This window comes from Pyrobaculum islandicum DSM 4184, from assembly GCF_000015205.1.
Taxonomy (GTDB): domain Archaea; phylum Thermoproteota; class Thermoprotei; order Thermoproteales; family Thermoproteaceae; genus Pyrobaculum; species Pyrobaculum islandicum.
Genome location: NC_008701.1, coordinates 1,282,252 through 1,306,110 on the forward strand (window position 1 = coordinate 1,282,252; position 23,859 = coordinate 1,306,110).

Annotated in this window: 27 protein-coding genes and 1 pseudogene; 13 read left to right on the plus strand and 15 right to left on the minus strand. The window is 52.6% G+C overall.

Annotated elements, in window-relative coordinates:
* Positions 1–246: 246 nt before the first annotated feature.
* Complete coding sequence (locus PISL_RS07250; protein WP_011763146.1) at positions 247–1,695, plus strand: hypothetical protein; 1,449 nt, start codon at positions 247–249, stop codon at positions 1,693–1,695.
* On the opposite strand, the gene PISL_RS07255 is transcribed toward PISL_RS07250, so the two are convergent.
* A complete protein-coding gene (locus PISL_RS07255) occupies positions 1,676–2,926 on the minus strand; it encodes a zinc ribbon domain-containing protein (protein WP_011763147.1) in 1,251 nt (416 codons plus the stop codon). The two genes, PISL_RS07250 and PISL_RS07255, sit on opposite strands and share 20 nt — an antisense overlap.
* Positions 2,927–3,251: 325 nt before the next feature.
* Between PISL_RS07255 and PISL_RS07260 the strand changes: the two genes are divergently transcribed.
* The 4 genes from PISL_RS07260 to PISL_RS07275 all read left to right on the plus strand — a co-directional run bounded on the left by PISL_RS07260 (position 3,252) and on the right by PISL_RS07275 (position 5,882).
* Positions 3,252–3,575 (plus strand): hypothetical protein, encoded by a 324-nt coding sequence (locus PISL_RS07260; protein WP_011763148.1) that lies wholly within the window; start codon positions 3,252–3,254, stop codon positions 3,573–3,575.
* A gap of 62 nt (positions 3,576–3,637) precedes the next feature.
* Complete coding sequence (locus tag PISL_RS07265; RefSeq protein WP_011763149.1) at positions 3,638–4,030, plus strand: hypothetical protein; 393 nt, start codon at positions 3,638–3,640, stop codon at positions 4,028–4,030.
* A 155-nt stretch (positions 4,031–4,185) separates the two neighbouring features.
* On the plus strand, positions 4,186–4,560 hold the full coding sequence (locus PISL_RS07270; protein WP_167827650.1) for a hypothetical protein: 375 nt from the start codon (positions 4,186–4,188) through the stop codon (positions 4,558–4,560).
* 263 nt (positions 4,561–4,823) lie between these two features.
* Complete coding sequence (locus tag PISL_RS07275) at positions 4,824–5,882, plus strand: encapsulin (RefSeq protein ID WP_011763151.1); 1,059 nt, start codon at positions 4,824–4,826, stop codon at positions 5,880–5,882.
* A gap of 81 nt (positions 5,883–5,963) precedes the next feature.
* Here PISL_RS07275 and PISL_RS07280 read toward each other — a convergent pair whose 3' ends face one another.
* From PISL_RS07280 to PISL_RS11335, 5 genes are all read right to left on the minus strand, one after another.
* A complete protein-coding gene (locus tag PISL_RS07280) occupies positions 5,964–7,316 on the minus strand; it encodes a bifunctional hydroxymethylpyrimidine kinase/phosphomethylpyrimidine kinase (RefSeq protein ID WP_011763152.1) in 1,353 nt (450 codons plus the stop codon).
* Between the two features lie 16 nt (positions 7,317–7,332).
* Positions 7,333–8,064 carry a 5-formyltetrahydrofolate cyclo-ligase gene (locus PISL_RS07285; protein WP_011763153.1) on the minus strand — a complete coding sequence of 244 codons (732 nt, stop codon included), beginning with the start codon at positions 8,062–8,064 and terminating at the stop codon, positions 7,333–7,335.
* The gene (locus PISL_RS07290) at positions 8,057–8,695 is read right to left on the minus strand and encodes a hypothetical protein (RefSeq protein ID WP_167827651.1); all 639 of its coding nucleotides are present in this window, start codon (positions 8,693–8,695) and stop codon (positions 8,057–8,059) included. The genes PISL_RS07285 and PISL_RS07290 overlap by 8 nt, the downstream gene beginning before the upstream one ends.
* A gap of 177 nt (positions 8,696–8,872) precedes the next feature.
* Entirely contained in the window at positions 8,873–9,340 is a 468-nt protein-coding gene (locus tag PISL_RS11330; RefSeq protein WP_280531757.1) for an IS200/IS605 family accessory protein TnpB-related protein, read from the minus strand.
* Positions 9,328–10,092, minus strand: a complete 765-nt coding sequence (locus PISL_RS11335; RefSeq protein WP_245218349.1) for a hypothetical protein — start codon at positions 10,090–10,092, stop codon at positions 9,328–9,330. Before PISL_RS11335 ends, PISL_RS11330 begins: the two co-directional genes overlap by 13 nt.
* Before the next feature lie 415 nt (positions 10,093–10,507).
* On the opposite strand from PISL_RS11335, the gene PISL_RS10945 reads away from it, so the two are divergent.
* From PISL_RS10945 to PISL_RS07315, 6 genes are all read left to right on the plus strand, one after another.
* A complete protein-coding gene (locus tag PISL_RS10945) occupies positions 10,508–10,660 on the plus strand; it encodes a hypothetical protein (protein WP_167827652.1) in 153 nt (50 codons plus the stop codon).
* Positions 10,657–11,175 (plus strand): DUF6036 family nucleotidyltransferase, encoded by a 519-nt coding sequence (locus PISL_RS07300; protein ID WP_011763155.1) that lies wholly within the window; start codon positions 10,657–10,659, stop codon positions 11,173–11,175. Before PISL_RS10945 ends, PISL_RS07300 begins: the two co-directional genes overlap by 4 nt.
* A gap of 28 nt (positions 11,176–11,203) precedes the next feature.
* Positions 11,204–11,608 (plus strand): hypothetical protein, encoded by a 405-nt coding sequence (locus tag PISL_RS07305; protein WP_245218350.1) that lies wholly within the window; start codon positions 11,204–11,206, stop codon positions 11,606–11,608.
* 242 nt (positions 11,609–11,850) lie between these two features.
* Entirely contained in the window at positions 11,851–12,075 is a 225-nt protein-coding gene (locus PISL_RS11340; RefSeq protein ID WP_245218351.1) for a hypothetical protein, read from the plus strand.
* 210 nt (positions 12,076–12,285) lie between these two features.
* Positions 12,286–12,456, plus strand: coding sequence for a DNA-binding protein CC1 (cc1, locus tag PISL_RS07310; RefSeq protein WP_053240420.1), 171 nt, complete (start codon positions 12,286–12,288; stop codon positions 12,454–12,456).
* 25 nt (positions 12,457–12,481) lie between these two features.
* Positions 12,482–12,757, plus strand: coding sequence for an ArsR/SmtB family transcription factor (locus PISL_RS07315; RefSeq protein ID WP_011763158.1), 276 nt, complete (start codon positions 12,482–12,484; stop codon positions 12,755–12,757).
* A gap of 44 nt (positions 12,758–12,801) precedes the next feature.
* Here the strand turns inward: PISL_RS07315 and PISL_RS07320 are convergent.
* Both PISL_RS07320 and PISL_RS07325 read right to left on the minus strand, forming a co-directional pair.
* A pseudogene (locus tag PISL_RS07320) lies at positions 12,802–13,371 on the minus strand (zinc ribbon domain-containing protein); the annotation flags it as partial.
* 337 nt (positions 13,372–13,708) lie between these two features.
* The gene (locus tag PISL_RS07325; protein WP_011763161.1) at positions 13,709–14,239 is read right to left on the minus strand and encodes an NUDIX hydrolase; all 531 of its coding nucleotides are present in this window, start codon (positions 14,237–14,239) and stop codon (positions 13,709–13,711) included.
* Between the two features lie 32 nt (positions 14,240–14,271).
* Here PISL_RS07325 and PISL_RS10955 point away from each other — a divergent pair, with 32 nt between their 5' ends.
* Positions 14,272–14,448, plus strand: coding sequence for a hypothetical protein (locus tag PISL_RS10955; RefSeq protein WP_167827653.1), 177 nt, complete (start codon positions 14,272–14,274; stop codon positions 14,446–14,448).
* A 114-nt stretch (positions 14,449–14,562) separates the two neighbouring features.
* On the opposite strand, the gene PISL_RS07330 is transcribed toward PISL_RS10955, so the two are convergent.
* The 7 genes from PISL_RS07330 to PISL_RS07360 all read right to left on the minus strand — a co-directional run bounded on the left by PISL_RS07330 (position 14,563) and on the right by PISL_RS07360 (position 22,519).
* Complete coding sequence (locus PISL_RS07330; protein ID WP_011763162.1) at positions 14,563–15,114, minus strand: PaREP1 family protein; 552 nt, start codon at positions 15,112–15,114, stop codon at positions 14,563–14,565.
* 208 nt (positions 15,115–15,322) lie between these two features.
* Positions 15,323–15,481, minus strand: a complete 159-nt coding sequence (locus PISL_RS10960) for a hypothetical protein (protein WP_209319992.1) — start codon at positions 15,479–15,481, stop codon at positions 15,323–15,325.
* Positions 15,482–15,683: 202 nt separating this feature from the next.
* Positions 15,684–16,679 (minus strand): mechanosensitive ion channel family protein, encoded by a 996-nt coding sequence (locus tag PISL_RS07340; protein WP_011763163.1) that lies wholly within the window; start codon positions 16,677–16,679, stop codon positions 15,684–15,686.
* Positions 16,676–17,764: a M42 family metallopeptidase gene (locus PISL_RS07345; RefSeq protein ID WP_011763164.1), complete on the minus strand. Its 1,089-nt coding sequence runs from the start codon at positions 17,762–17,764 to the stop codon at positions 16,676–16,678. Before PISL_RS07345 ends, PISL_RS07340 begins: the two co-directional genes overlap by 4 nt.
* A gap of 180 nt (positions 17,765–17,944) precedes the next feature.
* On the minus strand, positions 17,945–18,496 hold the full coding sequence (locus PISL_RS07350; protein WP_167827655.1) for a thermonuclease family protein: 552 nt from the start codon (positions 18,494–18,496) through the stop codon (positions 17,945–17,947).
* 204 nt (positions 18,497–18,700) lie between these two features.
* Positions 18,701–20,689: a 3-hydroxyacyl-CoA dehydrogenase/enoyl-CoA hydratase family protein gene (locus PISL_RS07355; RefSeq protein ID WP_011763166.1), complete on the minus strand. Its 1,989-nt coding sequence runs from the start codon at positions 20,687–20,689 to the stop codon at positions 18,701–18,703.
* Positions 20,690–20,785: 96 nt separating this feature from the next.
* Positions 20,786–22,519 (minus strand): long-chain-fatty-acid--CoA ligase, encoded by a 1,734-nt coding sequence (locus tag PISL_RS07360; protein ID WP_011763167.1) that lies wholly within the window; start codon positions 22,517–22,519, stop codon positions 20,786–20,788.
* Between the two features lie 107 nt (positions 22,520–22,626).
* Here PISL_RS07360 and PISL_RS07365 point away from each other — a divergent pair, with 107 nt between their 5' ends.
* Complete coding sequence (locus PISL_RS07365; protein WP_011763168.1) at positions 22,627–23,859, plus strand: acyl-CoA dehydrogenase family protein; 1,233 nt, start codon at positions 22,627–22,629, stop codon at positions 23,857–23,859.

The window sequence follows — 23,859 nt, forward strand, 5'->3', positions numbered from 1 at the left end:
ACACCGGCGTGCAACACCACGCCGCTCTCCCACAGGCGTGAGCAGAGCCGTGACTCACCGGCGTTACGGCCCGTGCCGCTGGAGACAGAAGCCGGCGCTGGATACGCCGAAAACGGGCAGACGCCCCCTACGGGCCAATGAAGGGCATCCGAAGCCCCCAGCTTGCCGCTCACACGACGTCCGCATCGATTTGAAAAAGGTTTCAGCAAAAGAAGAAGTAAAAAATACACCTGAATTGTCCCACATATGGGTGTGGACCCCCCGCGTGGAAAAGCCTCCGCGGCCTCAAGGCGGCTGTCTGTGGGGAGGCTGGCGCTGGCGTCTGTTCTAGCCGTGGCGGCCGTGTTGTGTGCTCTGTACTACAGGGCGCCTTTTTATCCGCACATAACCGTCGTGGTGAAGAGCCCAAGCGGCTCTCCCCAGCCCCGGGCCTACGTCCAGGTCTACGCCTTGTTGCCGCCCGGCATTAACAAGTCGCTGGCCCTCGTGTGGAACGGCACAACCGACGGGCAGGGGAGGGCATACATACCACTGGGGAGGCTGGCCCCCATAGCTAGGAAGTGGGCTGAGAAGGGCTTCGGAAGCTCCGACGTCGGGCTACAGATAGTAGCCACATACGGCAACGCCACCGCCTTCTTCACGCGGTTCCTCTTCGTAACATACAAGCCGAAAGACGTCATAGAGGCGGACAACCCCCTCGGGTGGCTCTACTACAGCAAAACCGTCGAGGTAAAGCTGAAACAAGTCAAGATCAAGGCGCAGAGAGACGGGAGCCGCACCGCGAGTCCCTACGACGTCTCGGCCCCCCAGCCGCCGCCACCGCCCGCATCGGTATGCGGCGGACTAATGCCGATCTGGATGGAGGTGTGGGAGTACCAGACGCCAACGACGTACATACCTATAATCTGGCTATACGACAAAATGGGATACAACGCCGGCGGATATATCGAGGGCATAGCCTCCTCTTCAACAACTATGAGCTTCGCTGCTAGCGTCGCGCTCACGCCCGATACACAGTTGGGCAGTTCCAGCATAAGCAACGCCGAGTTTGAATTCGCCGGCACCAGCTTTTCAGACACCACCTTTGCGTTTAATAACGCGCCCTGGGGATATATGGGATTTGAAAACCCGACTTCTGTCGCATTGAATGTACGAGGTACTCTGGGCACGGCGGAGTTTCAAGTCTACTGCTACGACCCAATTACGGGTTACACGGCGCCGGTCGACTACTATGCCGTCGAGGTGTACATCCAGTCGGCTGATCTAAGTCGAATCTACAGGTCTACGGCCGTCGGCATGACGCCCGTGGAGAACATGCTAAATATTCTGAGCCAATACGGCTATATAGGCTATTACCCCTTTGACCATTATCGAGTAGGCCCCGGTAACCCATACATTTATTCATTCATAAGCATTCAGCAGAATTCAAATTGGGGATTCTCTTGGGAGATTCCGGCGGGTGCTCTACTGATATATGTACTCGAAGGTATTGGCATTACGCTACCGTGGCTCCCCTTCGCAACGCCGGCCTTCCCCGGGGGAGCTCGGGGCGCGCGCCCGAGCCGCGTTGGGCAACCCAGGCGCGCGGGGGCCCGGCCGTGCCCGGGCGTTCGGGCTCGTTGGCTCTTGCAATCGGCCGGGTCCCCAAGGCCGGTGGGTTCATGTGAGAAAAATGTTACGAGGTTAAAAGTATGAGGGGTACCGAAAAAGTGGGTTGTTTTGTCTTCTGGAGGATTTCCCAGTACCTTCTCTTTGCCCATATCAGTGGCACGTTGTCTCTGTGGTCTGAGAAGCCGCAAGAGGGGCAACGCATTATGCGCTTTCTCTCCTCCATTTTCGCGCCACAACGGGGGCAGATGGTTGAGTACAGTCTTTCCTCAAGGTACGGCAGTCCGTACCACTGCGCTAGCGCTTGCAAACGGCGACGTAGTTGGCCGAGACCGTCGTAGAGGTGCTTCTTCACACCGCTCTCGCCGCTCTGCTTCCGCTCTAGATACGTCACATCCTCCATCGTGTCGACGACTATGGCGGCGTTGTGCTCCCTCGCCAACTTAATTATCTCGTTTACGACGTCTTTGACAACGCCGCTTATCTTTCTATACCGCCTTGATGCAAGGTGGCGGGCTCTGTCTTCAAGACGTCTCTTTCTGGCGGGATCCGTCTCCCTCGCTGCTCGCTCGTCGAGACGGCTTATCTCCTCGTGGAGTCTCCTCAGTTCTCTCACCGCGTCTTCGTCTATAAGTCTCAACGTCTGTCTCAACTTCCCGTCCACGAGGAGACCCACCGTGACGCCGTGGTCGAGACGATTCACGTCAACGGCGACTATCGCCTTGGGCTCCACAGGAGCTGTCTCGCGGGCAAAGACGAGGGCGACGTAGAGCTTGCCGTAGGTCGGCTCCTTCTTACCTTTCCGCTTTTCTATGCCCAAATATGCCAACTTGAGTCTGGCGCCCTCTTGAAGTCTCTCCCTTATCCAAGAGATGTCGCTTCTCCTCAGCGACACGACAAACGTTTTTTGCAATCTTCGCACTCTGAGGACGCCGTCTCTAAGGTTGACGAAGATCGCCGTACCCATATCTTTCTCGTTTTCAACCCTAAGCTGGGCGTCGAGCGGAATTGCCCGGTAGAACGCCACGTCGCGCCAGAACATCTTAACTTGCTTTACGAAGTACCTCCCCAACCCGTACTTGGGAAACACCTCATCTATTATCTTGACAGCCAGCTCCCGCCTGTCTGGCGTGAGGAGTCTGTCCAACTCCTCCGTAGTTAGCTTCGGCTCCTCTTGCCCCGTCAACTCTTTCAACAGCCTTCTGACGTACTCCTCCACCGCTAGGTGCATCCTTACGGCGAGGTCTAGGACGTCCGGCCGCTCCTCTACCAACCGCCAAGGTATTCTGATCTTCAACGTCCTGTAGACTTGGTTCATATGTGTGCCCGGCGCGGGGAAGAAAAACTAGTTAAAGAGACACTCTTTCAACTCTTTCGACTCACCTGCCTGACGGCGTCGCTGTTAGGCAGGTGAGTCGAGAGAGCAGAAAGAGAGGTCTCTGGCTTTTTGCACCAGAAGGAAAGGAGCCTATGAACGGCAAAAAGGAAGAGAAAGTGTATATAATCAGAGACGGTAAGACTGTTGCAGAGCTCCGGCCCCTTTAACATCCCCATTTTTTCCTCCACCGAGTCTTCTGGTGGAGGAGACATCCGCCAGACCATAGCGACGCTCTTAGTTTTTCTCTTCTGTATCATTCGTGTCTATGGACGACGTCGTGAAAGAAGTTATGAGTAAGTTGAAAAGCGACAAATATAGTGTCCGGAGAACCGAGGGAGACCATATGATTACGCACCACATTAACATACCGCCGTATTATGTTCTCGTCCACGGAGAAAGAGGATGGCGGATTTTCAGCGTTGAGGTGAGAGTAAACAACGTCACGCTGTTTGAGGCCGTGAGCGCCGACGGCGGCTACTTCATTCTCCCCGACGACGTCGTAAGGACGCTTTCCGGGGTATCCGCACTGGAGTTCATCAACGTGGCTCTCGCGGCAGTGGGAGCCGCCTACGCGTCCGGCGCAATCTAACCCCCTTTTTCCCCCTTCGTGGTTCAGCCCACTCCCACTTCGTTCCCTGGGGTTGGAGACGCATGCGCCTGGTTAGGGTTGCGGCGTATGCGCTCGCCGCGTCGGCCGTTCTCGACGTGTTGACTACGGCGGTTGGGCCGTCCGCGGGCTTCGCCGAGTTGAACCCGTTGCTCGCCGGCGCGCCGTGGCTTCTGGCGCCTGTCAACGCCGCCGTCGCCGCCCTGCTCTATCTCGTGGAGAGACGCGGCCGTCTCCTGCAACGCTACTCGCGCCACCTCGCCGCGACTATGCTGATCGCCACATCGGCGCGCGCCCTCGCCGCCGTCAACAACGCGCTCCACCTCCTCGGCGCCGCAGACACGCCCCTGCTGACGCCGCAGACCGCGTTTCTATTCGCAATCCCCATCGCCGCCATCGCCGCCGACGCCGTGAGGAGGCGTACTCTGAGGCAATAGCCGCCGCCCTTATTGCGTCGGCATCTTTTTCATCTACTACCACTGCTGTACAAGCTGTTACATTCTCTGTGATATACTCCTCTCCTCCATATGGCGATGTGCTTGTCAGCTATTTGACGATCCCCTACCAAAACGGCGGAAGCTTTCAGCCGTTTATGGTTGGTGTCATAATTGAGCCTTCCACCAGCCGTACTGTGAACACCACCCTCGCGATTTCTGGGCCCGCCGATATACCTGCATCTACTTATCCGGTCTCCGCCACCTACTACATCTACCCATATATTGGCTCTTCGTCTCTACTTGTGCCGGGTGGTTCTGTTAACTATTGGCTTTACTTCTCTGGCACGAGCCAGTTGGTGGCTTCTGGGAGTGTCGTAGTCCCGTGGCATAAGCCAGCCGTTTTGACGCTAGAGCTTTACCCAGGCACTTACGACCTCGTAGTGCAGTACGCCGGCTATATCGACGGCCCCATAACATATCAACCCTCTGCACAAGTCAAGATTCAGATCTCGGTATACCCAACCGGTTGATAAAAATTTTTCCGTCTGTATCTAGACTAGTGCGCCTAGTTCTCTCTCGCTACAATATGTAAGCGTCTCCGGCGTAGACCGTCGGGCCACATGGTACGTGGCAGACGTGGAGCTCGAGACGGTGCTCCTGCTGGCGTGAGATGCAGATGCTTAAACCCCCACCTCTTTACAAAATCATGAAATGTGTCTCAAGACTCATAAACTTTTCCAAATCACGAAAACTGCTCAGCTACACATATTTATATACCCGGCCCAAACTGTTCATGGTATTTGCAAAAAACCCGATTGACGTCGTTAGAGAGAAGAAGTTCGACTCTCTGGAGGTTGCAGATGCCCTGCGTCTGGCTATAATCGCGGAGCTTGACGCCATCAGCCTATATCTACAGCTGGCTAAATACGTAGAGGACGAGAGGGTGAGGAGGGTTTTTGAAGATGTTGCTAACGAGGAGAAGACACACTTCGGCGAGTTTCTCGCCTTGCTGAAGGCCTACGACCCCACGTTGGCTGGCGAGTTAAAGGCCGGCGCTGGGGAGGTAGAGAAGCTCACCGGTATAAAAAGTGGCGACCCCCCGGGGGACGGGGGGAATAGAGCGGAGGAGGCCGACAAGGGCAATTGGGTTGTGAAATTCGTCGAGGGGGTGAGGGGGGCCGTGGCGTCGGCTAGGAGGTTTAGGAGGTACCTCCAGACTTTCTACGTGGGGAGGGACGCAGATGCCGTCGGCGTCGAGGTGGTGGGGGCGCAGGGGTCGTTGGAGAGGGCTGTCATACCGCTGAGGGAGGTCAGGCTTAGGTTTTCTATCTCCTACCGGGGGCTTGAGGAGTGGCTTTCGAGAGGCGGCGCGTTTCCCGGAGAGGAGGCCGCGGCTAGGTTCGCCTACATGGAAGACGCGGCTGTGGCTGAGGCGTTGCTAAAGGGCGCCGGCAGAACTCTCGAAGCGTCTAGCTGGGAGAGGCCGGGGTCCGCCACCGCGGAGGTGGCTAGGGCTGTGGCTGAGCTGTACCGGGCCTACGTCCCAGAGCCCTACGTCCTCTTCGTGAGCCCGGGGAGATACGCCAGACTTGTGGCTGTGGAGGAGAGGACAGGCGTCATGGAGCTCACCAGGGTGAAGTCCCTGGTGAGGGAGGTGGCGGTGATCCCGCAGCTGGAAGACGGCGTTGCCCTCCTGCTCTCCGCAAGCCCCGCCGTGGTAGACATCGCAGTGGGCGTAGACACAGAGATTGTCCATCTGGGCCCCGACGAGGCGGGCCACAGCTTCCTCCTGAGGGAGACTCTTGCTGTTAGGATTAAAAAACCTGAGGGTGTTGTTGTGCTTAGGGGGTAGGCCTATTTCTCAGGTTGCTCCTTTTTCTCCTCTGCCTTCTTTGGGGCGTGCACATGGCCGTGACCCCCATCTGTTAAAGATTTAGCGTATGAGTTGAAGGACCTTCTCTACCACCTCCTTCGGGGTTTTCCCCAATATGGTTATGATGGGCTCTTTGCCCCAGTCTCCCCAGTCCACTATTAGGTCTGGCGTTTTTCCCCCTGTCTGTCTATAGGCCTCTTCGATGATCCACTGCATGGTGGCTCCCTCTCTCTTCTTGACGTCGTCCGGCTCCCTCCTCCTGTCTATGTAGGCTATTGTCATGCCTAGGCTCTTCGCCTTCTCTATGTACGCCGCGTCTAGCCTTATGTTCATGGCCGACCTGGCCTGGGGGTCTTTCGCCAGCGCCGCCAGTATCTTCCTGGCTATGTGGTCGCTTGCGCCGAAGGCGGGCGGGCCGGAGGGCTTGGCGCGGCCCATGTAGTTCACTATCCTCCCGGGCACTGCGGCGACGTCTTCTCTCGTTGTGGCGTAGCGGGGGTCTATGGCGTATCCTATGTTTGTCTGCACCTCGGGTATGGCCTTTGCAAAAGCCTCGGCCTCTCTCTCCACGGCCTCTAGAGCCTCCCTCAGCTCCTCCAACGTCTTCCACCTCTCCGCCGGTATCTCTAGCCAGGCCATTGGGTTGACAGGCCAGTGGCCCTTTCCCCTGGCCACCCCGTATCTGATGGCCATGTAGATGAAGCGCTTTGCGGTCTTTATGGCCTCCAGGGGGGGTAGGCCCTTGGCGAGCCCCGCGGCTATGGCGGCAGAGTAGGAGCAGCCGGTTCCGTGGGTCGCCCGCGAGTCTAGGCGGGGGGTCGCCAACTCGTGGAAGGTGCCGCCTATGTACACCACGTCGACGGCCTCCGGGGCGTCTAAGTGGCCTCCCTTGACCACCACCACTTCTGTGCCGAACTCCCTGTGTATGACCTCCGCGGCTCTCCTCGCCTCCGCGACGCTGGTTATCTTTATGCCAGTTAGCTTCTCCGCCTCGTGTCTATTGGGCGTGACTACCTTCGCCACTGGGAGCAACCTCTTCTTTAGGGTGTCTACGGCGTCTTCAGATATCAGCGGGGCGCCCGACTTCGCGATCATTACGGGGTCCACCACCAGGGGGAAGCCCAGCTTGGAGACCGTGGCGGCCACCTCCTCGATTATTTCTCTCGTCCCTAGCATTCCGGTCTTGCCCGCGTCTATGCCCATGTCGTCCCAAACCGCCAGTATCTGCGCCCTCACGAGCGGCGGCTGGAGGCACTGGGCCTCCCTGACCTCGTAGGTGTTTTGGGCGGTTACACAAGTCAGCGCCGTGGTGCCGTGGACGCCCATCGCTGCGAAGGTCTTTATGTCTGCGTGTATCCCCGCGCCGCCTCCTGAGTCTAGGCCTGCTATGGTCATTGCGACTTTCCAAGACATAACAATTTTTTCGAGTCTAGATAAAAACGTTTTTTCTACGTATTTCAGAGAGCAGTGAGATTTCTCTCAACATCTCTTCTGTAACATAGTCCCAATAGATGCCGTGGGGCTTCGGGTCGACTCTCTTGACGAAGATAATTTTTGTAGGCGTCGCTATAATATCTATAGGCAAGTCAAAGGGCTCTTTAGGTATGTCGTCTTCTACCAATTGTACGTCGTGTACAGTGGTGACGACTGGAGTCTCTTCGCCCACTTTGCCAAAGGTAGACAATATCCCCCACTCGATTTCTGCATAGCCGTGAGATTTGCCTAGTCTCCTGCCTGTCTTTGGGTTAACTGCGACAGACCCAATTATGACTAGGTCTACTCTTGGCAGATGCCAAGGCTTTACAGACTTCCCCCATTTAAAGGCGCCGGCGATTGTCGAAGCCTCTCTATACGCCTCCCGCGGTATAGAACGTGGTTCGAGGAGTAAGAAGCCCTCTCTTATCCTTGGCGTCGGCATTATTACTGTTTTGCCGGCGGAGAGGGCCGCCTCACGGCAGGGCCTCTGCGGCGCGTCTGGGTTTATCTTCACGACGGCGGCGTTGATAAACTGGCTGAGGCGCGTTAGGTTTTGGCAAGCTATGTCTGCCCCTCTGAAGTTTGGTATTCTGCCGTAGACAGGCCGGGGGAACGCGGCGATGTCTCTCTCCTCTAGGAGACGCCATATGCGCTCTCTGATAGCCTGTTTTACGTCTTTAGCCATTTCTAGCCGTTAGTAGAGTGGGGGCGGGCGCTACTCTATACGTAATTACGTGGGCTGGGAGGTAGAGATCGAGCGGCACGTCTACAGCCGCGCCTAGCTTTACCATATGTATAACGTCGGCGTTGTCAAATAGTTTTATAACAGCGTCTTTAAAAACGTCAGAGCGGCCTGGTGGAGATACTACGACAGCTCTATATCTGCCGGCGAGCCCCGCCACCTCTATGATAACTCTACTGTCTTTAATCTGTTGAGGCCGTCTTTTAGACTCCACTTCTATATACGCAGTACAGTATGTACATCTAGCGGCGTACGCAGAGACTGCGGCATAAAACGATGGGGCGATCTCTCTCCAAAGTCCTCTCTTTGTAAGCCCTTGGAATAAGTCAAACCCCTCCTCTATCTTAACCACGCTATCTATATATCTAACCCGCCGCGGTAGCCCGGCGGCGATATAAAATACGAGGTTTGTCTCACTCACTGGCCTGTTAGAGGTGTAGATTCCATCTCCTCTTTTTAAAACCAGATACCGGCCTGTACATCTCTCTGCCAGTAACAACGGCGTTGTCTCCACTAGTTTTATACATCCATTGCGTAGAGGTATGGCGTCATACCGTTGGGTTAAAATAATCATATAATGCGCTACGTCTATAGATATAAAACCTGTGGATATTTTAAATACGCACCCTCTGGGAGTCTTATCTTTAAACAACATCTTGACAACAGATTTCGCCGCGCTCCCCCGCCCTAAAGGGCGGGGTTTCTCCTCGCCCACGCCCCCATTGGTAGCCAGGCTACCTCGGGCGTGGGGTCATCGGGCATGGGGGGCAACGGCACGGCCCCCTTCTCCAGTGCGCGCCTTTCGATGTTTATCGCCGCTACCACGTCCCTCCCCCACTCCCGCCCGCAGTGGGGGCAGAGGAGGTGTCTCGGGGCAGAGCCCCTCACAAGCCCCGCACCGCGGGCAGGAGGAAGAGGTTCCTCGCGGATTTACTTTCACAACCGGAATTCCCCTCTCCCTAGCTTTACGTATAATCTCTCTCAACATACTTCTAAATCCAGCTTTGTAGATTCTATCTCTGAGCTTTGGATCGTCAACGTCTTTGATCATGTTTCTTGGTGCATTTTTTGGCAGATTTTCGACGGCGATGGCGGCGCCTAGCCTCTCCGCCTCTCTGACTACGAAATTGGCAATCTTCCTCCTAACGTCGTTCTTCTTGTTCAGCTCGTTCCTCTTAACGGCACGGCTCGCGTACCTATTCCCCTTCAGAGACTGCATGACCTCCCTTCGGGCATGGTAGCCAAGTGTGATATCTCTATCCCAGTCTCAAGAATGTACACCCTGTCCCCGGCCTTCACAGCCACGTTGTTCTCGTTGAGGTCGACGGCGATGATGCCCTTCGCCGGCCTCTCCTCCACAACCTTCTCGAAGACGAAGTAGACGTAGACCGCCCTCCTCTTTTCGTCCAGCCTAAGGCGCGGTTGCGACCTCAGCCTCCACCAGCCGTTGATGTGTCTCCAGAACTGCTTGGTCGGCCAAAGCGGAATCGTGACCCACCCCCTGTGCGTCGACACCCTTACCGCCGTATAGCCCTCTGGCTTCCAGAGGATGTCGTCGAGCCAGATGCTGATTCTTTTCACTTCTGGCTTTTCCGTCTTCGCCCTACCCTCCCGCTTCAGCGTGAGGAAGCTCTTTACGCGTGTGGCTGCGTCCTGCGCTGCCGTGTAGATGTAGTGGGAGGGGAGGTCGGGGCGCCTTCTGCGTAGCTCTCCGTAGAGGGCTTTGCAGAGCGTGACGTGCCCCGTCACGCCGTGTTTAAAGCCGTATTCGACGAGGTGGACGACCAGCTCCCTATACCTCTCCTCCAGCTCTTTGATGTTTATCTTACGCCAGCTCAACCGCGGGCTGGGGACGGCGACGGCGTGCGTTATGATGTGTGCTTTTTTCTCGTCTTTCCTCTCTGCACTGTTCTTGTTGCGCCTCCGGCTACGCTTCTTCCGGCTCCCCTCTATACTATCCCCTGCTTCCATAATAAAATATAGTCCACCGCATTGTGCTTTTCAGAATAACTCCTGTATGGCGTGCTTTTCTTCACCGAGGTGTTTACAGGAATTTTCAGCGAGTCCGCCGAACCCGCCGAAAATTACTGAAAAACCCCCGCTATAGAAAAGCATTCCATTCAGGAGGTTTCCTGAAAAAAGTTCGTCGGAAAAACGTGCCAATTTTCAATTCTCTCACGTCACTGTAGTATGTATCCTCTAGGCTGAGGCGGCTTCATGCTACTGGCGATTCTGAGGGAAAGATACATAGCTGTATCCCCTTTGTGAACACGACCGCACTCCGCCACCCTAAAGGGCGGGGGCTTGTCGTTTTCAGCGCATGTGTTGCTGAGTTGGCTGAGATCTGGCGCTTCATCTACAGTTTAAGCGGCGCCGTCAATTTTCTATGAAATACAGGACGGTCGTTTGGATTTCGAAACATCTGCCTCTGGAGGCTGAATACGGCGACGTGTCGCGGCTCGGCGCTGAGGTGAGGCTAGATCTCAGAGTGCCGTCGGCGCTTAAACCATATAAAAGCGCTCTTCAACACATTGTATGAGTGAGCTGAGATTGCCGCCCAGCGTCAAGAGGGTCGTGGAGATATGCCGCTCCATGGGGTTTAAGGTATTTCTAATTGGGGCCCGGGCTTTGGAGTTCTACGGCGTGGTGAGGCACACAGCCGATTGGGACTTGGCTATAGATCAACCGTTTACTGTAGAGGTGAGGGATAGGCTCACTGAAGCGTTGAGGGGGGCTGGCTACACTGTGCAGTGGAGGAAGTGGGGGCTGTACGTCGACGCAGCGGGCGTCCATATAGACATAAATTACGCGCCCCTTATACTAGACAACGACTTTATTTCTAGGTGTAGAGAGGTAGGGGGCGTCTTTATCCCATCCCCAGAGGATCTAGTTATCTTAAAGCTTGCCAGCGGCGAACGAAAAGACGTAGAGGACTTAAAGAGGCTTCTCAGACTGCCGCTCGACTTATCTTACCTCAAAAAGAGGGCTCTCCAGGCGGGCCTGGATAAGGAGCTACAGAAGATTTGGCAGAGGGTGCATGGTACTCGCCTTTAGAGAAGGGGAGTGTCTGCTTTTCGGAGCTGTGAGGTTGTCAGCCGAGGCCGTATATGTCCTGGAGGGCTGTGCCCTGGCTGGCTGGTCCGCCCTCGCCGCCCATTTAGGTACGGCGCTACCCCTTCCATTTCACCCCCCGTATCTCCAGTTCGTATGCCCGTCGCTCGACGCAGTTGTTGAGAGGGCTATGAAAACCTCGCTACGTGTCTGGAGGGGGCGGAGGCGCGTCTCCCTCGGCACCAGGCTGGGCAAGGAGGCCGAGGTAATTGAAGGATTCGTCACCGGTGAGCAGTTCCGCTGTGGGTTGTATGTACAGCGGTGCGACGAGGCGGTTAGACACATTGCAACACACGGCCCCGGCTCGAAGTATCTAAAGCTGTTGCCGAGATACGTAGAGGAGGGCTTGTGCCTGCATAAAAGGCGTTCCGCATAGGTTAACGCTGGACGTACCAACTAGGGTAGGTACGGGGCACATCCGCTTGAGGCTCTTTAGGTCTCATACGTGATGGCGGACTGGACGTGGGGGAATTTTAAAAGGGATCCGCAGAGGCTCCTCTACGGCGTTTAAGCAGTTCTTACTCCAAACAGTGTTTCCCATTGTGCTTGTGGTGACGCCGCTTGTTTCGAAGAGGGTGGAACATTGAGCTGTTTTTCATCGCCGTGAGTACCGCCGGCGTGTCTCTGGCGGGTTTGTGGAGCTGGGAGCTTCTCAAAGAGGCGCTTCCCCACCCAGTAGCCGTCATACCGAGAATCGCCGAATTCCTGAAATCGCCTCGACGAGAAAAAACGCGTCGTTTAAATCCCGAAACAGTGTGCACTGGAATCGGTGGAGACACATCCTATCGCCGTAGTATACATAGCCCACCTCCCCGCCCTAAAGGGCGAGGCTTTCGGTTGTAAAGAGACAGATCCCTATCTCTGAGAACCTTTTTGAATCTCTCGTCTCACAACTACGTCTGACGATCCCGCGCCCGGGGCGGCCTGGCTACTGATGAAAGCGTGGACGAGGAGAAGCCCCGCGCAATTGCTACTATGCTTTAAGTATGTGTATAATAGTGGAATTGTTGTAAAATAACCGACGGATTTTTAAAGCGGTGGGTAGAGATGGGCATGACAAAGCAAAAGTTGAAGTTCTACGATATTAAGGCGAAGCAGGCGTTTGAGACTGATCAGTATGAGGTTGTTGAGAAGCAGACTGCCCGCGGGCCGATGTTATTTGCAGTAGCAAAATCCCCATACACAGGAATAAAAGTCTACAGACTAATCGGCAAAAAGAAATAAAAACAAAACACCCCCCTTTTTTCCTGTGATTGATATTGTTTTAGGCTCTCCGACAAAGATAAAGATAATTCTAACCTTGTGGCGCTATGGCGAGATGAATGTATCAGAGCTTGTAAGACGTATGGGGTCTGCCCAGAGAGCTACTGTAGGACAATTAGAGCAATTAGTCCGCTACGGCGTTGTCGAAGTTAGATACATTGGTAGGATTAAGCTTTATAAACTATCTCGCGACCCCGCTATACAACATTTGGCAGAAGTTCTCGCAACTGTTGACCAAGCGCTTGCAGATACTACACACTAGGCCATCTAACTGCGTCTCTGTTTTATCTCACCGCGGGCTATATGAAACATCAGGGCAATATACAGGTTGCCGTAAGTAGGATCCTCCTTATCGTCTCTCTTCTCAACGCCGAGAAACGCCAGCTTAAGATTGGCGCCCTCCTCCAACCTCCGCCTAATCCAGGCGATGTCGCTCTTCTTCAATTTTACAACAAACGGCAGTATGCCCAACTTCCGCACTCTGAGGACGCCACTCTTTAGGTCGACAAAGACCGCCTTATTCGTATCTCTTTCGTCCTCAATTCTCAACTGAATGTTTAACGGAATCGATCTGTGGAACACGACATCGCGCCAAAACACTTTGGCTTAATTTGCGAAATACTTCCTAAGACCGTACTTGGGGAACGCCTCTTCGATAATCCGCCGTGCCAGCTCCCGCCTGTCTGGCGTGAGGAGTCTGCCCAACTCATTCAGCGTGAGTCTGGGCTCCTCTTGTCCCGTGATTTCTTTGAGCAATGTTTTGACGTACTTCTCTGCGGCCAGATGTATCCTCACGGCGAGGTCTAGGACGTCCGGCCGCTCCTCGACCAACCGCCAAGGGATTCTGATCTTCAGTGTCCTGTAGACTTGGCTCATATGCGTACAAGGCGTGAGGGAGAAAAGCTTTGAAACACTCTTTCTGCTCTTTCGACTCACCTGCTTGACAGCGACGCTGTCAGACAAGTGAACCGAGGGAGTAGAAAGTATTAAAGAGGTTGATGGGAGATTGCGTTGTTTAGAGGTGTAGACGGGTTAAGAAACGGGTTTACGGCGGTTATCGTCGCCAACGCCATGATGGGTATCGCCAGTGGGAGGACAGCTTGAGGTGGCAACAAAGGCCCCTCTATGGCGCCGGTTCAACCACGCCGGCACGGCTGGACCCCCGCGCTCCGTATCAGCGGACGCGTCCCGAGCCCCCCGGGGAAGGCCGGCGTCACAAAGGGGAGTCAGAGTGGAGTAGCCCTCTTCTCCAGGCGGTGAGTGCCGCAACTATTGTCTTCCCGTCTTTTATCTCTCCGCCGTCTATCATACGCAATAGCTCGATTGGTTCCACTTTTACAACTTCCATATCTACCTCCCCTGGGTCGCGTGCGCCGACGCCGACGTACTCTAGGGCGTTTGTGTAGTAGATTTTTATCAGCTCGTTAGACACGCCTGGTGTTGGGTAGAAGTCTATTAGGTGTTCTAACTTCAGCGGTCTGTAGCCAGTTTCCTCTATCATTTCTCTCACGGCGGCCTCTAGCGGGTCTTCCCCCAGCTCCAGCGTCCCCGCGGGCACCTCCAGCGTCCACTGGCCCAACGCCCCCCGGAACTGTTTAACTAACAGCACCTTGCCGCCGTCGATAGCCAACACCGCGACCGCCCCCGGGTGGACGAGGTACTCGCCCCATACAATGCGGCCGCCGACCCGCCTAGCCCTTTTCACAAGCACAAACTTCCTCCCCCTATAGATCACCTCCTCCATAGCACACCGTCAGCAACGTTATAAAAGCTTTGATGAGTTACTTGAAGGGCAAGACTTTCGGTTGTAACGTAGAAGTCTACACAGCTGAGGGGCTACGGTTTTCTACATTGAAAAAGTTTAATGAGGTTAGCACTTTTGTGGATATAGGGCGTGAAAGACTGTCAAAACCTAACGACCCGAGGGCACTCCGGCGCCTCCACTGCGGGTAGAAGGGGCAGGGACATTGCGGCTGTGATAAACATCGCAAGGCGCGCGTTCACAGAACTACTCAAGGAGTGTCCCCCTATCTTTTTCTTGGCCCCTCCCTGGGGGACGTCCATAGCCTATTTAAGACCCCTCTTTACCTCCTCCAAAGCCCTTTCCAAGTCCTCTCCCCACTTGACCCTTGTCTTCAGGGCTTCCACCTGCCTGGCCAGCTCGCGCAACAGCGCCACAACGTCTCTCGCCGCCTCCTCCCTAGACGTGTACTTCGAGAGGGCGCCGTCTGGGTCCGGCCCGTGGTACTGATAGTCGTGGAGATCAAGAGCCTTGTCCACAACAAAAGACAAGCCGACATGCCCCACGTCTTCGAGCATCTGTGAGAGCTTCTTCATCTTGGTTGTGGGGAGGCGGGGGACTGCCGTGGACTTCAGCCAGCGCCTCTCCTCCTCGCTCTTGGCTACGGCCTTTAGCTTCTCGAACTCAAGCCTCATGAGGGCCGCCATATACGCCCTCCACGCCTGAAAGGCCTTCCCAGCCGCATTCCTCACAAGACCACGCCGTAGGAACTCCAGCGCAAGCCCAGCCTCCACAAGAGCCTCAAGAAGACGCGCCGTAATGTACCCCTCGTCGGTAGGCTTAGGCAGAGGCCTCTCTAAAAACTCGGTAGACACCATGTAAAATCACGAGTTTTTAAATAACTTTCACACATCCGCTAAGATTCTATAGTGTTTTGTGTCTTCTCTGTAGGCGAGATGTATGTCTTCTGTGATTGCTAACATTGGCTTATGGCTGTTCTAGGTTTTTCTCATGGCCTTTCTATACAGGGGGTGTCTGCCAGACGAGACGTTTGCCCTAGCGTTGGGTATTTTTCAAGCGGCGGTTTTAGCCAATATCAACGGTATGTTGTCTCTGAGGTCGGTAGAGCCACAGGTGGGGGCAATACATTACGCGATCCCTCTCCCATCTTGGCTTCACAACGGGGACATACGCGACTATATTGCCGTACCACTGCGCCAACTCCTTTAGTCTCCTCCACAACAATCTAAGGAGATGTTTCTTTCTCCACCTGCTCTCTTCTAAGCTCTAGATGGCTCTCGTCTTCTATTGTGTTGACCACGACGGCGGCTGTTGGCATATAAGATAATTGACGAAGTGAAACATGGTCTTGGTAAATACTTCATTAAAGCATGTTAAATTCTCTAAGCCAGACCATAGAGTGATAAGACTTACACATCAACGAATGTTAAGAAGACGAGACGTCGGTAGCCAATTTATTTATGTACTTATCACAGAGAATCCCCCTGGTTAGACATAGATATTTGTCAAGGTTTGCAGTAATTTTCTCATTGCGGTATTTTAAAAGACGTTTAAGAGCCTCGCTTTTGACGTTTCTCCAGTTTTCGCCTTGGGGTATCTCGAGCTTTACTCTAATAATGACGTAGTCTTTATCGCTTTGTTCTGTAAAATCTATCGCAACTATATTGAAACCTCTTAAAACCTCTCTCACCTCCTCCTCTAGCTTATCTATATCAATAACCGAGAGAGGTAGCTCAACTCTCACAAATACAACCTGCCGCTCGCTCCACTTCGGCGTGTAGTCCACAATGCCGGAGCTTAGGAGAATCATATTTGGCACCCGTAGCTCATATCCTGTGTCTAGGAGCAATGTGGTATACATCAAGCCTATTTCTGCCACTCTGCCTTTAAAGCCGGGCACCACGTAGTCAGGAGAGAAATACTTATAGGACGGGAGAAAAGCAATGTAATATGGTATTTGTGATGCAGCTATCCTCACTGTATCTCCTACCTCTACAAACCGGGTTGTTAATATGATAATACCCGCAAAGAGGTTTCCCAAGACCGGCTGTAACGCTAAGCCGAGAACTAAACCAGTGACTGTGCCGCCGAGTAGAGCCAACTCTGCGCCCAGCTTGGAGAAAGATGCTACGTAAAGGACTACTGCTATTATGCCGACGATTTTTAAAACATTACCAATTGCAAACGCCTTTTCTCTCAGAGTTTCTCTAAAGTATAGAATTACCGCATTGCCGGCTACGTTAACTCCTGTGGCTCCTGCGAAGAGAATTATAACAGACTTTAGGAGATCTAACTGCTCTTGGCTCAGTCCTATCCCAAAGAGAGGGAGTAGTACCTTGGCGGCGTAGTAGATATTTACCGCTACTATGCCGATTAGTATAAGTTTAGAAAGAGCTAGTACGACTATTTTATTTTTTCTCACTTTACTCTCCTATCTAGGAATTTGTCTATTATGTCAGGCGGCGTTTTCTCTAGAACGTTTTTTAACAGTTTAGAGGCGTTCAACGCGTCTGACAGATCTACTAGCTCTACAGGCGAGTGGACATAGCGAGTTGGGATAGAGATAGCGGCGGCGGGCACGCCCTCGCGCCTAAAGGCTATAGCCATGGCGTCTGTAGTGCCGCCATATAGAACCTCTAGCTGGTGCGGGATGCCGGCCTCTCTGGCGATTCTCACAATGTGGTCTCTGAGACCTGGGTGAGCTATGAAGAGACCCCCGCGTCCGCCGTCGATGACCTTTATAGCGGGCCCCGCCCCCACCTTTGTCACATGTAGTCTCTCGCCTACGCCAGGCACGTCGGCCGCTATGGTGGTGTCTAAGGCGATGGCGTAATGAGGGTTAATTCTCTCGGCGGCGATTTGCGCACCGCGAAGCCCTACCTCTTCTTGTACTGTCGCCACGGCGTATAGAGTCGCGGGGAGATCGCCGAGTTGTCTCAGAGTATAGAGCATAACAGCCAAGCCTACTCTATCGTCAAAAGCCTTTCCAGTGACAACCCTTTCGTTAAGAATGGCGAACTCTCTGTCTAAAACTGCTACAGACCCTACAGAAAGTCCCATCTTTTCGACCTCCTCTCTGTTTCTAGCCCCCACGTCTATGTAGAGATCTTTCATCTCGGGGGCCTCCCTCTCTTTACCAGACGGAGTGACGTGCGGCGGCATAACGCCGATAACCCCCCTAACCCACCTACCGTCTAGAGTTTTAACCCAAACCCGCTGGCCGAGGAGAGTTACCTCGTTCCAACCGCCGATAGGCCTAAACCTTAGGAAGCCCTCCTTATCTATGTGGTCAACGACAAGCCCAATCTCGTCCATATGTGCCGCCACCATAGCGCGGTAGCTAGAAGAACCCCTTTTGACACCTATTACATTCCCCCATCTATCTACTGTTACTTCATCTACATACGGCTCCATTTCTTTAATCACGAGCTCTCGAACTTCATCTTCAAAACCCGAAGGGCCTCTCGCCTCCGAAAGTTTTTTCAACAACGATATAAACTCTTCCATACGTCCCCCTACCTCTCTCTAGACCCCTCTCCGGGAGACTCAGGAACCTGTCTCGGATACACCGGGGCGAGAGGACGACTCACTTGGAGGTCGGCCGCCGGTCGTTTATATTGTAACAGTTTGGCGCCCCCGTCTGCTACCCCAGGGGCCAAGTAGATGTCGTTCATGTGGGAGGAGTAGTTAGGGGGTTAAAAGTTTGATGGCTCGGGGTGGACGAGTTGTTTTGTCTTCTCTATCAACTCGATCAAAGGCGACGGTAAAGTGCTTGAGCCAGCGCCAATATGGGTGCTCATCTGGCGGGATGTAGAGCGGTCTCTTCACGAGGTCAGGTCTTACGAGTAGAAAAGCCTTCTGTACAGAGGCATACGCCGTGTAGTAGATGCCGCCGACCTCAAAGACGCGGCCACACCAGAGGTAGCCAAGTATACGCCCATATCTATCTCTCGGCTCTAGGTCGTCTACGTCTAAGTAATCTGTGCCACCGCACAAACCGATGAGGAAATATCTGGCCTCTGGGCCGTGCGGCTCGTCCCACTCCCAAGCGTCGTAACCCACAAGCCTAACTCTGCCCACGGACGTTTCCACAGTATCGCCATCAATTGCTCTCCACACGGCAACTCTTTGCGCATCTACGTCTGGCATCTCAACAACGACGACAGTCGCATTGATCGCCAGGTCTGAAAAAAGAGGTGATGTGAGACGAGAGGTTGAGATCTCCCCGCCCAAACACACGTGAACTGTAGATTTCCAACAGAGAGCCGCTTGGGAGCTCGAGATATGCCACAGGCACAAGCTGAACACCGCCGATAAACAACCTCCCGGCCATGCTGTAAAAACCAGGAAAAAGTTGTCAAAGACCCCAACCCCCAGTCACCCCCTCCCAGAGGGCGGACTCAAGCTCTCGGGGGAGTTGTTGTAGGGTTGGTGTTTGAAAAACTACCGGCCTTTAAACTGTGGCTTTTTCTTCTGTAGAAATGAAGAAACGCCTTCTATGACGTCTTCTGTGCTGAATAGTATGCCAAATTGTGTAGCCTCTAGCAACGTCGCGGCCCATATTGGGACTTCGATGCCGAAGTTTATTGCATATTTCGCCATGGCGAGGGCGAGAGGCGGTTTTTCAGCAAGCTTGTTGGCAAACGCCCTGAGTTCTTGTTCTAGTTTGTCCGGCGGCACCACTTTATTTACAAGGCCTAGTCTCTCTGCCTCTCTCGCCGGAATTCTATCGCCGGTGAATATAAGCTCCTTAGCTCTATCTCTCCCAATTAGCCTGGGCAATCTCTGCGTTCCCCCGGCGCCTGGGATAAACCCAAGGTTTATCTCTGGCTGGCCTAACTCTGCTGTTTCAGCCGCTATTCTAAAATCACAAGACATAGCAAGCTCTAGACCTCCGCCTAGGGTATACCCATTTAAGCCACATATTACCGGCCTGTCTAAAAGCTCTATTCTCTCAAAGAGCATTTGTAACTTCCGAGATATTTTGAATATTGTTATAGGCGTGGCGCCCATAAAACTTGTGACGTCTGCGCCGGCGGAGAAGGCCCTCCCAGCGCCTGTGATAATTACAACTCTCACCTTGTCGTAATCCATCTGTTCAATTTCGTCAAGAACTTTCCACAGCTCTTCGATCATTTTTGGGTTTATGGCGTTGAGGCGTTCAGGCCTATTGAGAATAATCCAGGCGATGCCGGGCTCGTATCTCACGATGAGAGTCTCTAATTTCTTCTCTTCAGCCTTCACATATGTATAGAAGCCCTCCCCAGTCTTCTTACCAAGCTTACCCTTGGCGGCCATTTCTTTCAACAACGGGTCTGGCTCGTACTCCTCAAATCCCGTCTTCTGTCTCCACTCTTCTAGCGTCTTGACTATTGTGTCTATTCCTATTTCGTCTGCATATTCTAGAGGCCCTTTAGGCCAGTTTAAGCCAAGTCTCACAGCCTTGTCAATATCCTCTCTCGTAGCAATACCCTCTCTAAGAAGATAAGCAGCCTCATTTATGGCGGGAGCGAGTATATATACTATATCTATTCTATCGCCTGCTGATTTCGGCACCTCGGGCCATTGGAACTTGCCTGGGGCTGGATATTTATAAAAGCCCTCTCCCGACTTAACGCCATACTTCTTCTGTTGACACTTCTCAAGAATAAGTGGACATGGATGAGATTTGAAACCACGTTTTAACATGGCGTCGCCTATGAAACAGATTACATCAATCCCTGTGTAATCCATAAGAATAAAGGCGCCCATGGGAAGCCCAGCCTTATATATCAACGCAGAGTCCACCTCCTGTATTGTAGCCTCGCCACGGGCAACCATCCAACACGCCGCCTCGTTTACTCTCGCTAGTATTCTATTTACTATAAAACCAGGGACGTCTCTATTTACCACTACAGTTTGTTTACCAAGCTTCTGCGCGTATTCTGCCACCTTCTTTACAGTTTCGTCACTGGTGTATTGCCCTTTGATCACTTCTACTAGCGGCATTAGTACTGGTGGGTTGAAGAAGTGCATTCCTACGACTTTTGTTTTTCTCTCTGGTTTTACTGCTTCTGCGATTTCTGTTATTGGTAGTGAAGATGTGTTTGTGGCTAGTATTGCCTCTGGCGGCGCGCAACGGTCAGCTTCGGCAAAAACTCTCTTCTTAACTTCAATATCCTCTACCACAGCCTCAACCATAAGCTCAACACCAACAACCGCACTACACACATCACCAACAACAGGCCTAATACGAGAGAGCACAGCCGAGGGGTCTTCCTTCAACTGGCCCTTCTCTGCTAGCTTCTTAAGAGACCACTCTATATTTTGGAGCGCGCGCTTTAGGTATTCGTCAGCAACATCTACAAGCGCCACTTCGTAACCCGCCATAGCAAAAAGTTCAGCAATGCCGTGGCCCATTGTGCCAGCCCCGATTACTGCAACTTTGGGCATATGGTGTAGATTATGAATTTATTTAAACATACATACGTTTATAGTTGAAACCTAAGTTCATATAAAATTCTAAGATTTTATAAAAGGCTTAGTGTATTAGGTGGAGACTTTTTGCAATTTTTTCAATTCTTCAGCTTTAAGTTCGCGTTTTAAGATCTTGCCCACTGCAGACTTAGGCAACTCGTCTCTAAACTCAACAACACGCGGTCTTTTATAATGGGCTAACTTATCTTCAGTCCACTTAATGATATCTTCGGGAGTGACCTTGCCTTTACACTCCTCTTTCAACACTATGAAGGCCTTTGGTATCTCTCCAGCTTCTGGATGTGGCACGCCTATGACCGCCGCCTCTTTCACACAGGGGTGTTGATACAACACTTCTTCAATTTCTCTGCTAAATACCGAGTAGCCCTTGTACTTAATCATGTCTTTTTTTCTATCGACTACATAGAAGTACCCCTCCTCATCCATATACCCCATATCTCCCGTCCTAAACCAACGTAGTCCACAACACTGGAAGAATGCCTGGGCGTTTTCCTCAGGCCTATTGTGATAGCCTTTAAAGACTTGCGGCCCCGATATTACAATTTCGCCGACTTGATTAGGCGGGAGAAGCTCTGGTTTGTCGGGGTCTGCAATAGCGGCGTAGGTGCTTGGTATGGGGAGGCCTATGGAGCCTACCTTCGCCTTGCCATAGAGCGGGTTGAGATGTGTCACCACGGCCGTCTCCGTTAGGCCATACCCCTCTCTCAACACGGCGCCAGTTATTTGTTCAAACCGCTTGGCAACCTCTACGGGTAAAGGCGCCGCGCCAGATATACAAAAGGCAAGGCTTTTCAAGTTGTATTTACCGACCTTTGGATGGTTGTTAATCATGTTGTAGAGCGTCGGCACGCCGTGTAACACATGGACGTTGTACTTTTGTATTAGCTTCATGAGTTGATCAATATCAGGTCTAGGCATCACCACTACAGTCGCGCCGTCGAAAATACCGTAATGCATCACAGTGACTTGTCCATATATGTGGTACCACGGCAGAAGACCCATAATCACCAGCCTGTTGACTCCCCTCTTTCGTCTAACTACGTCATATAGCGGCTTTAGCTGTTGTAAATTTGACGATATATTGCCATGGGTGATCTCCGCCCCCTTGGGCAGGCCAGTTGTGCCGCCGGTATACATCAACGCCGCGAGATCCTCCAGCGGGTTTATGTTGGCGCGGTAAGACGTCGGGCTGTGGCTTAAGACTTCTCTATATGGCACAACCCGGCTGGAGTATTGAATCTTCGGCGGCTTAAGCTTCATCTTGGCTAGGGGCTTTATTAAGCTGGGCATATACTCTGTGATTTCGGCTACAACGACTTTCTCAAGTTGATACATCTTAACTGCCTCTTCAACGTTTTTGTATAACACATCTACAGTAAATAGAACTCTGGCGCCTGCGTCTTTAGCTTGCCAAGCGACCTCCCGCGGCGTATACATTGGATTCATCGGCGTCACTACTGCGCCGAGTTTTAACGCTCCGTAGTAGACTATGGGAAAGACGGGGGTGTTCGGCATATAAAGCGCTACTACATCGCCTTTGCCAATGCCCCACTCTTTTAAAGCCGCGGCTACTCTATCGCTGTGCTCGCCTACGGTCTTATAAGGCACTTTGTTGCCGAAGTATATATATGCGACTACCTGCCCGTTTTCAGTTACTTGTTTATCTAGGTATGTAAAGAGGGGAGATGGCTTAATTTCAACATCAGCCGGCACCCCCTCGTCGTAGTTTTTTACCCATGGTTTGTTTTTAACATATTTCTCAAATACCTCATATGTATCTGACATATGTTAGTTTTATTTTCTATTTAAAAAGATGACTCAGCCATATCTAGATTACCTAGTTAGTTACATGACAAAGTTAATATTTAAATAGTTGGTGCTGTTTGAGTTCCATGGTGTTCCCACTAGATTCGATACAAGACTTCTCTGTTGTGTTAACTCCAGAACACGAGATGTTTAGAAAAGCAGTGAGAGAGTTTGTAGAGAGAGAGGTTGCGCCTAGGGCTATGGAGATAGAGGAGAAGGACGAGGTGCCCCGCGATCTCTTGAAAAAGATAGCCGAGCAGGGGTTCTTTGGAATTGGAATTCCCGAGAAATATGGAGGCCAAGGGGGAGACCATAGGATGGCCGCTATTATGTCTGAAGAATTCTGCCGGGTGTTGCCCGGCCTCAGCGTATACTTTGGCACTAACGAGCTGTTTATAACGCCTATAATGTTGTTTGGGTCTGAGGAGCAGAGACAGAAATACATCCCGCCGATTGCAAAGGGAGAGAAATTTGGCGCATTTGCGGTGACAGAGCCTTGTTGTGGCTCTGACGTAGCTGGCATACAGACGAGAGCTGAGAAAGTCGGCAATAAATGGGTTATAAACGGCAGAAAGGCGTTTATAAGTAGCTCAGACATAGCCGACTACTTTATTGTGTTGGCGCGTACCTATCCGCCGCCTGATAAAAAACTTAGGTATCTAGGTTTGACGTTTTTCATTGTGGAGAGAGATACGCCGGGCTTTAAAGTAGAGCAGTGTTACCATAAGATGGGCCTCCACGGCGACCACGCCTGTGAGCTTGTGTTTGAAAATGTGGAGGTGCCAGACGAAAATAGAGTGGGGGAGGAGGGCATGGGCTTTCTCTATGCGATGGAGACTTTTGACAGGACGAGAATAGGCGTTGCAGCGCAGGCGGTCGGCATGGCGCAGGGCGCTTTTGAAAAAGCTTTTCAATATGTCCACCAGAGACAGGCGTTTGGCGTGCCAATTGCCTACTTCCAGGCGATACAGTTTAGCCTAGTGGAGATGATGGCTAAGATCTTTACAGCTCGGCTTCTGACGTATTTAGCTGCAAAACTAGCCGACGAGAATAGAAAAGAGTTTACCTTCGTCGCCTCTCTTGCGAAATTCTACGCCACCGAGGTGGCAGAGGAGGTGATTTCAGAGGCTATAAATCTACACGGCGGCGTGGGAGTTATTAGAGAGACAGGCGTCGAGCGCTTCCTTAGAGATGTAAAAATTACACAGATATACGAAGGCGCAAATAACATACAGAAACTAGTGGCGTATCGTCAGTTGATAAGGATATTAAGAGAGAAGGGCCAGATACCAGAGGAAGTGGCCAAGTTGGTAACCTAA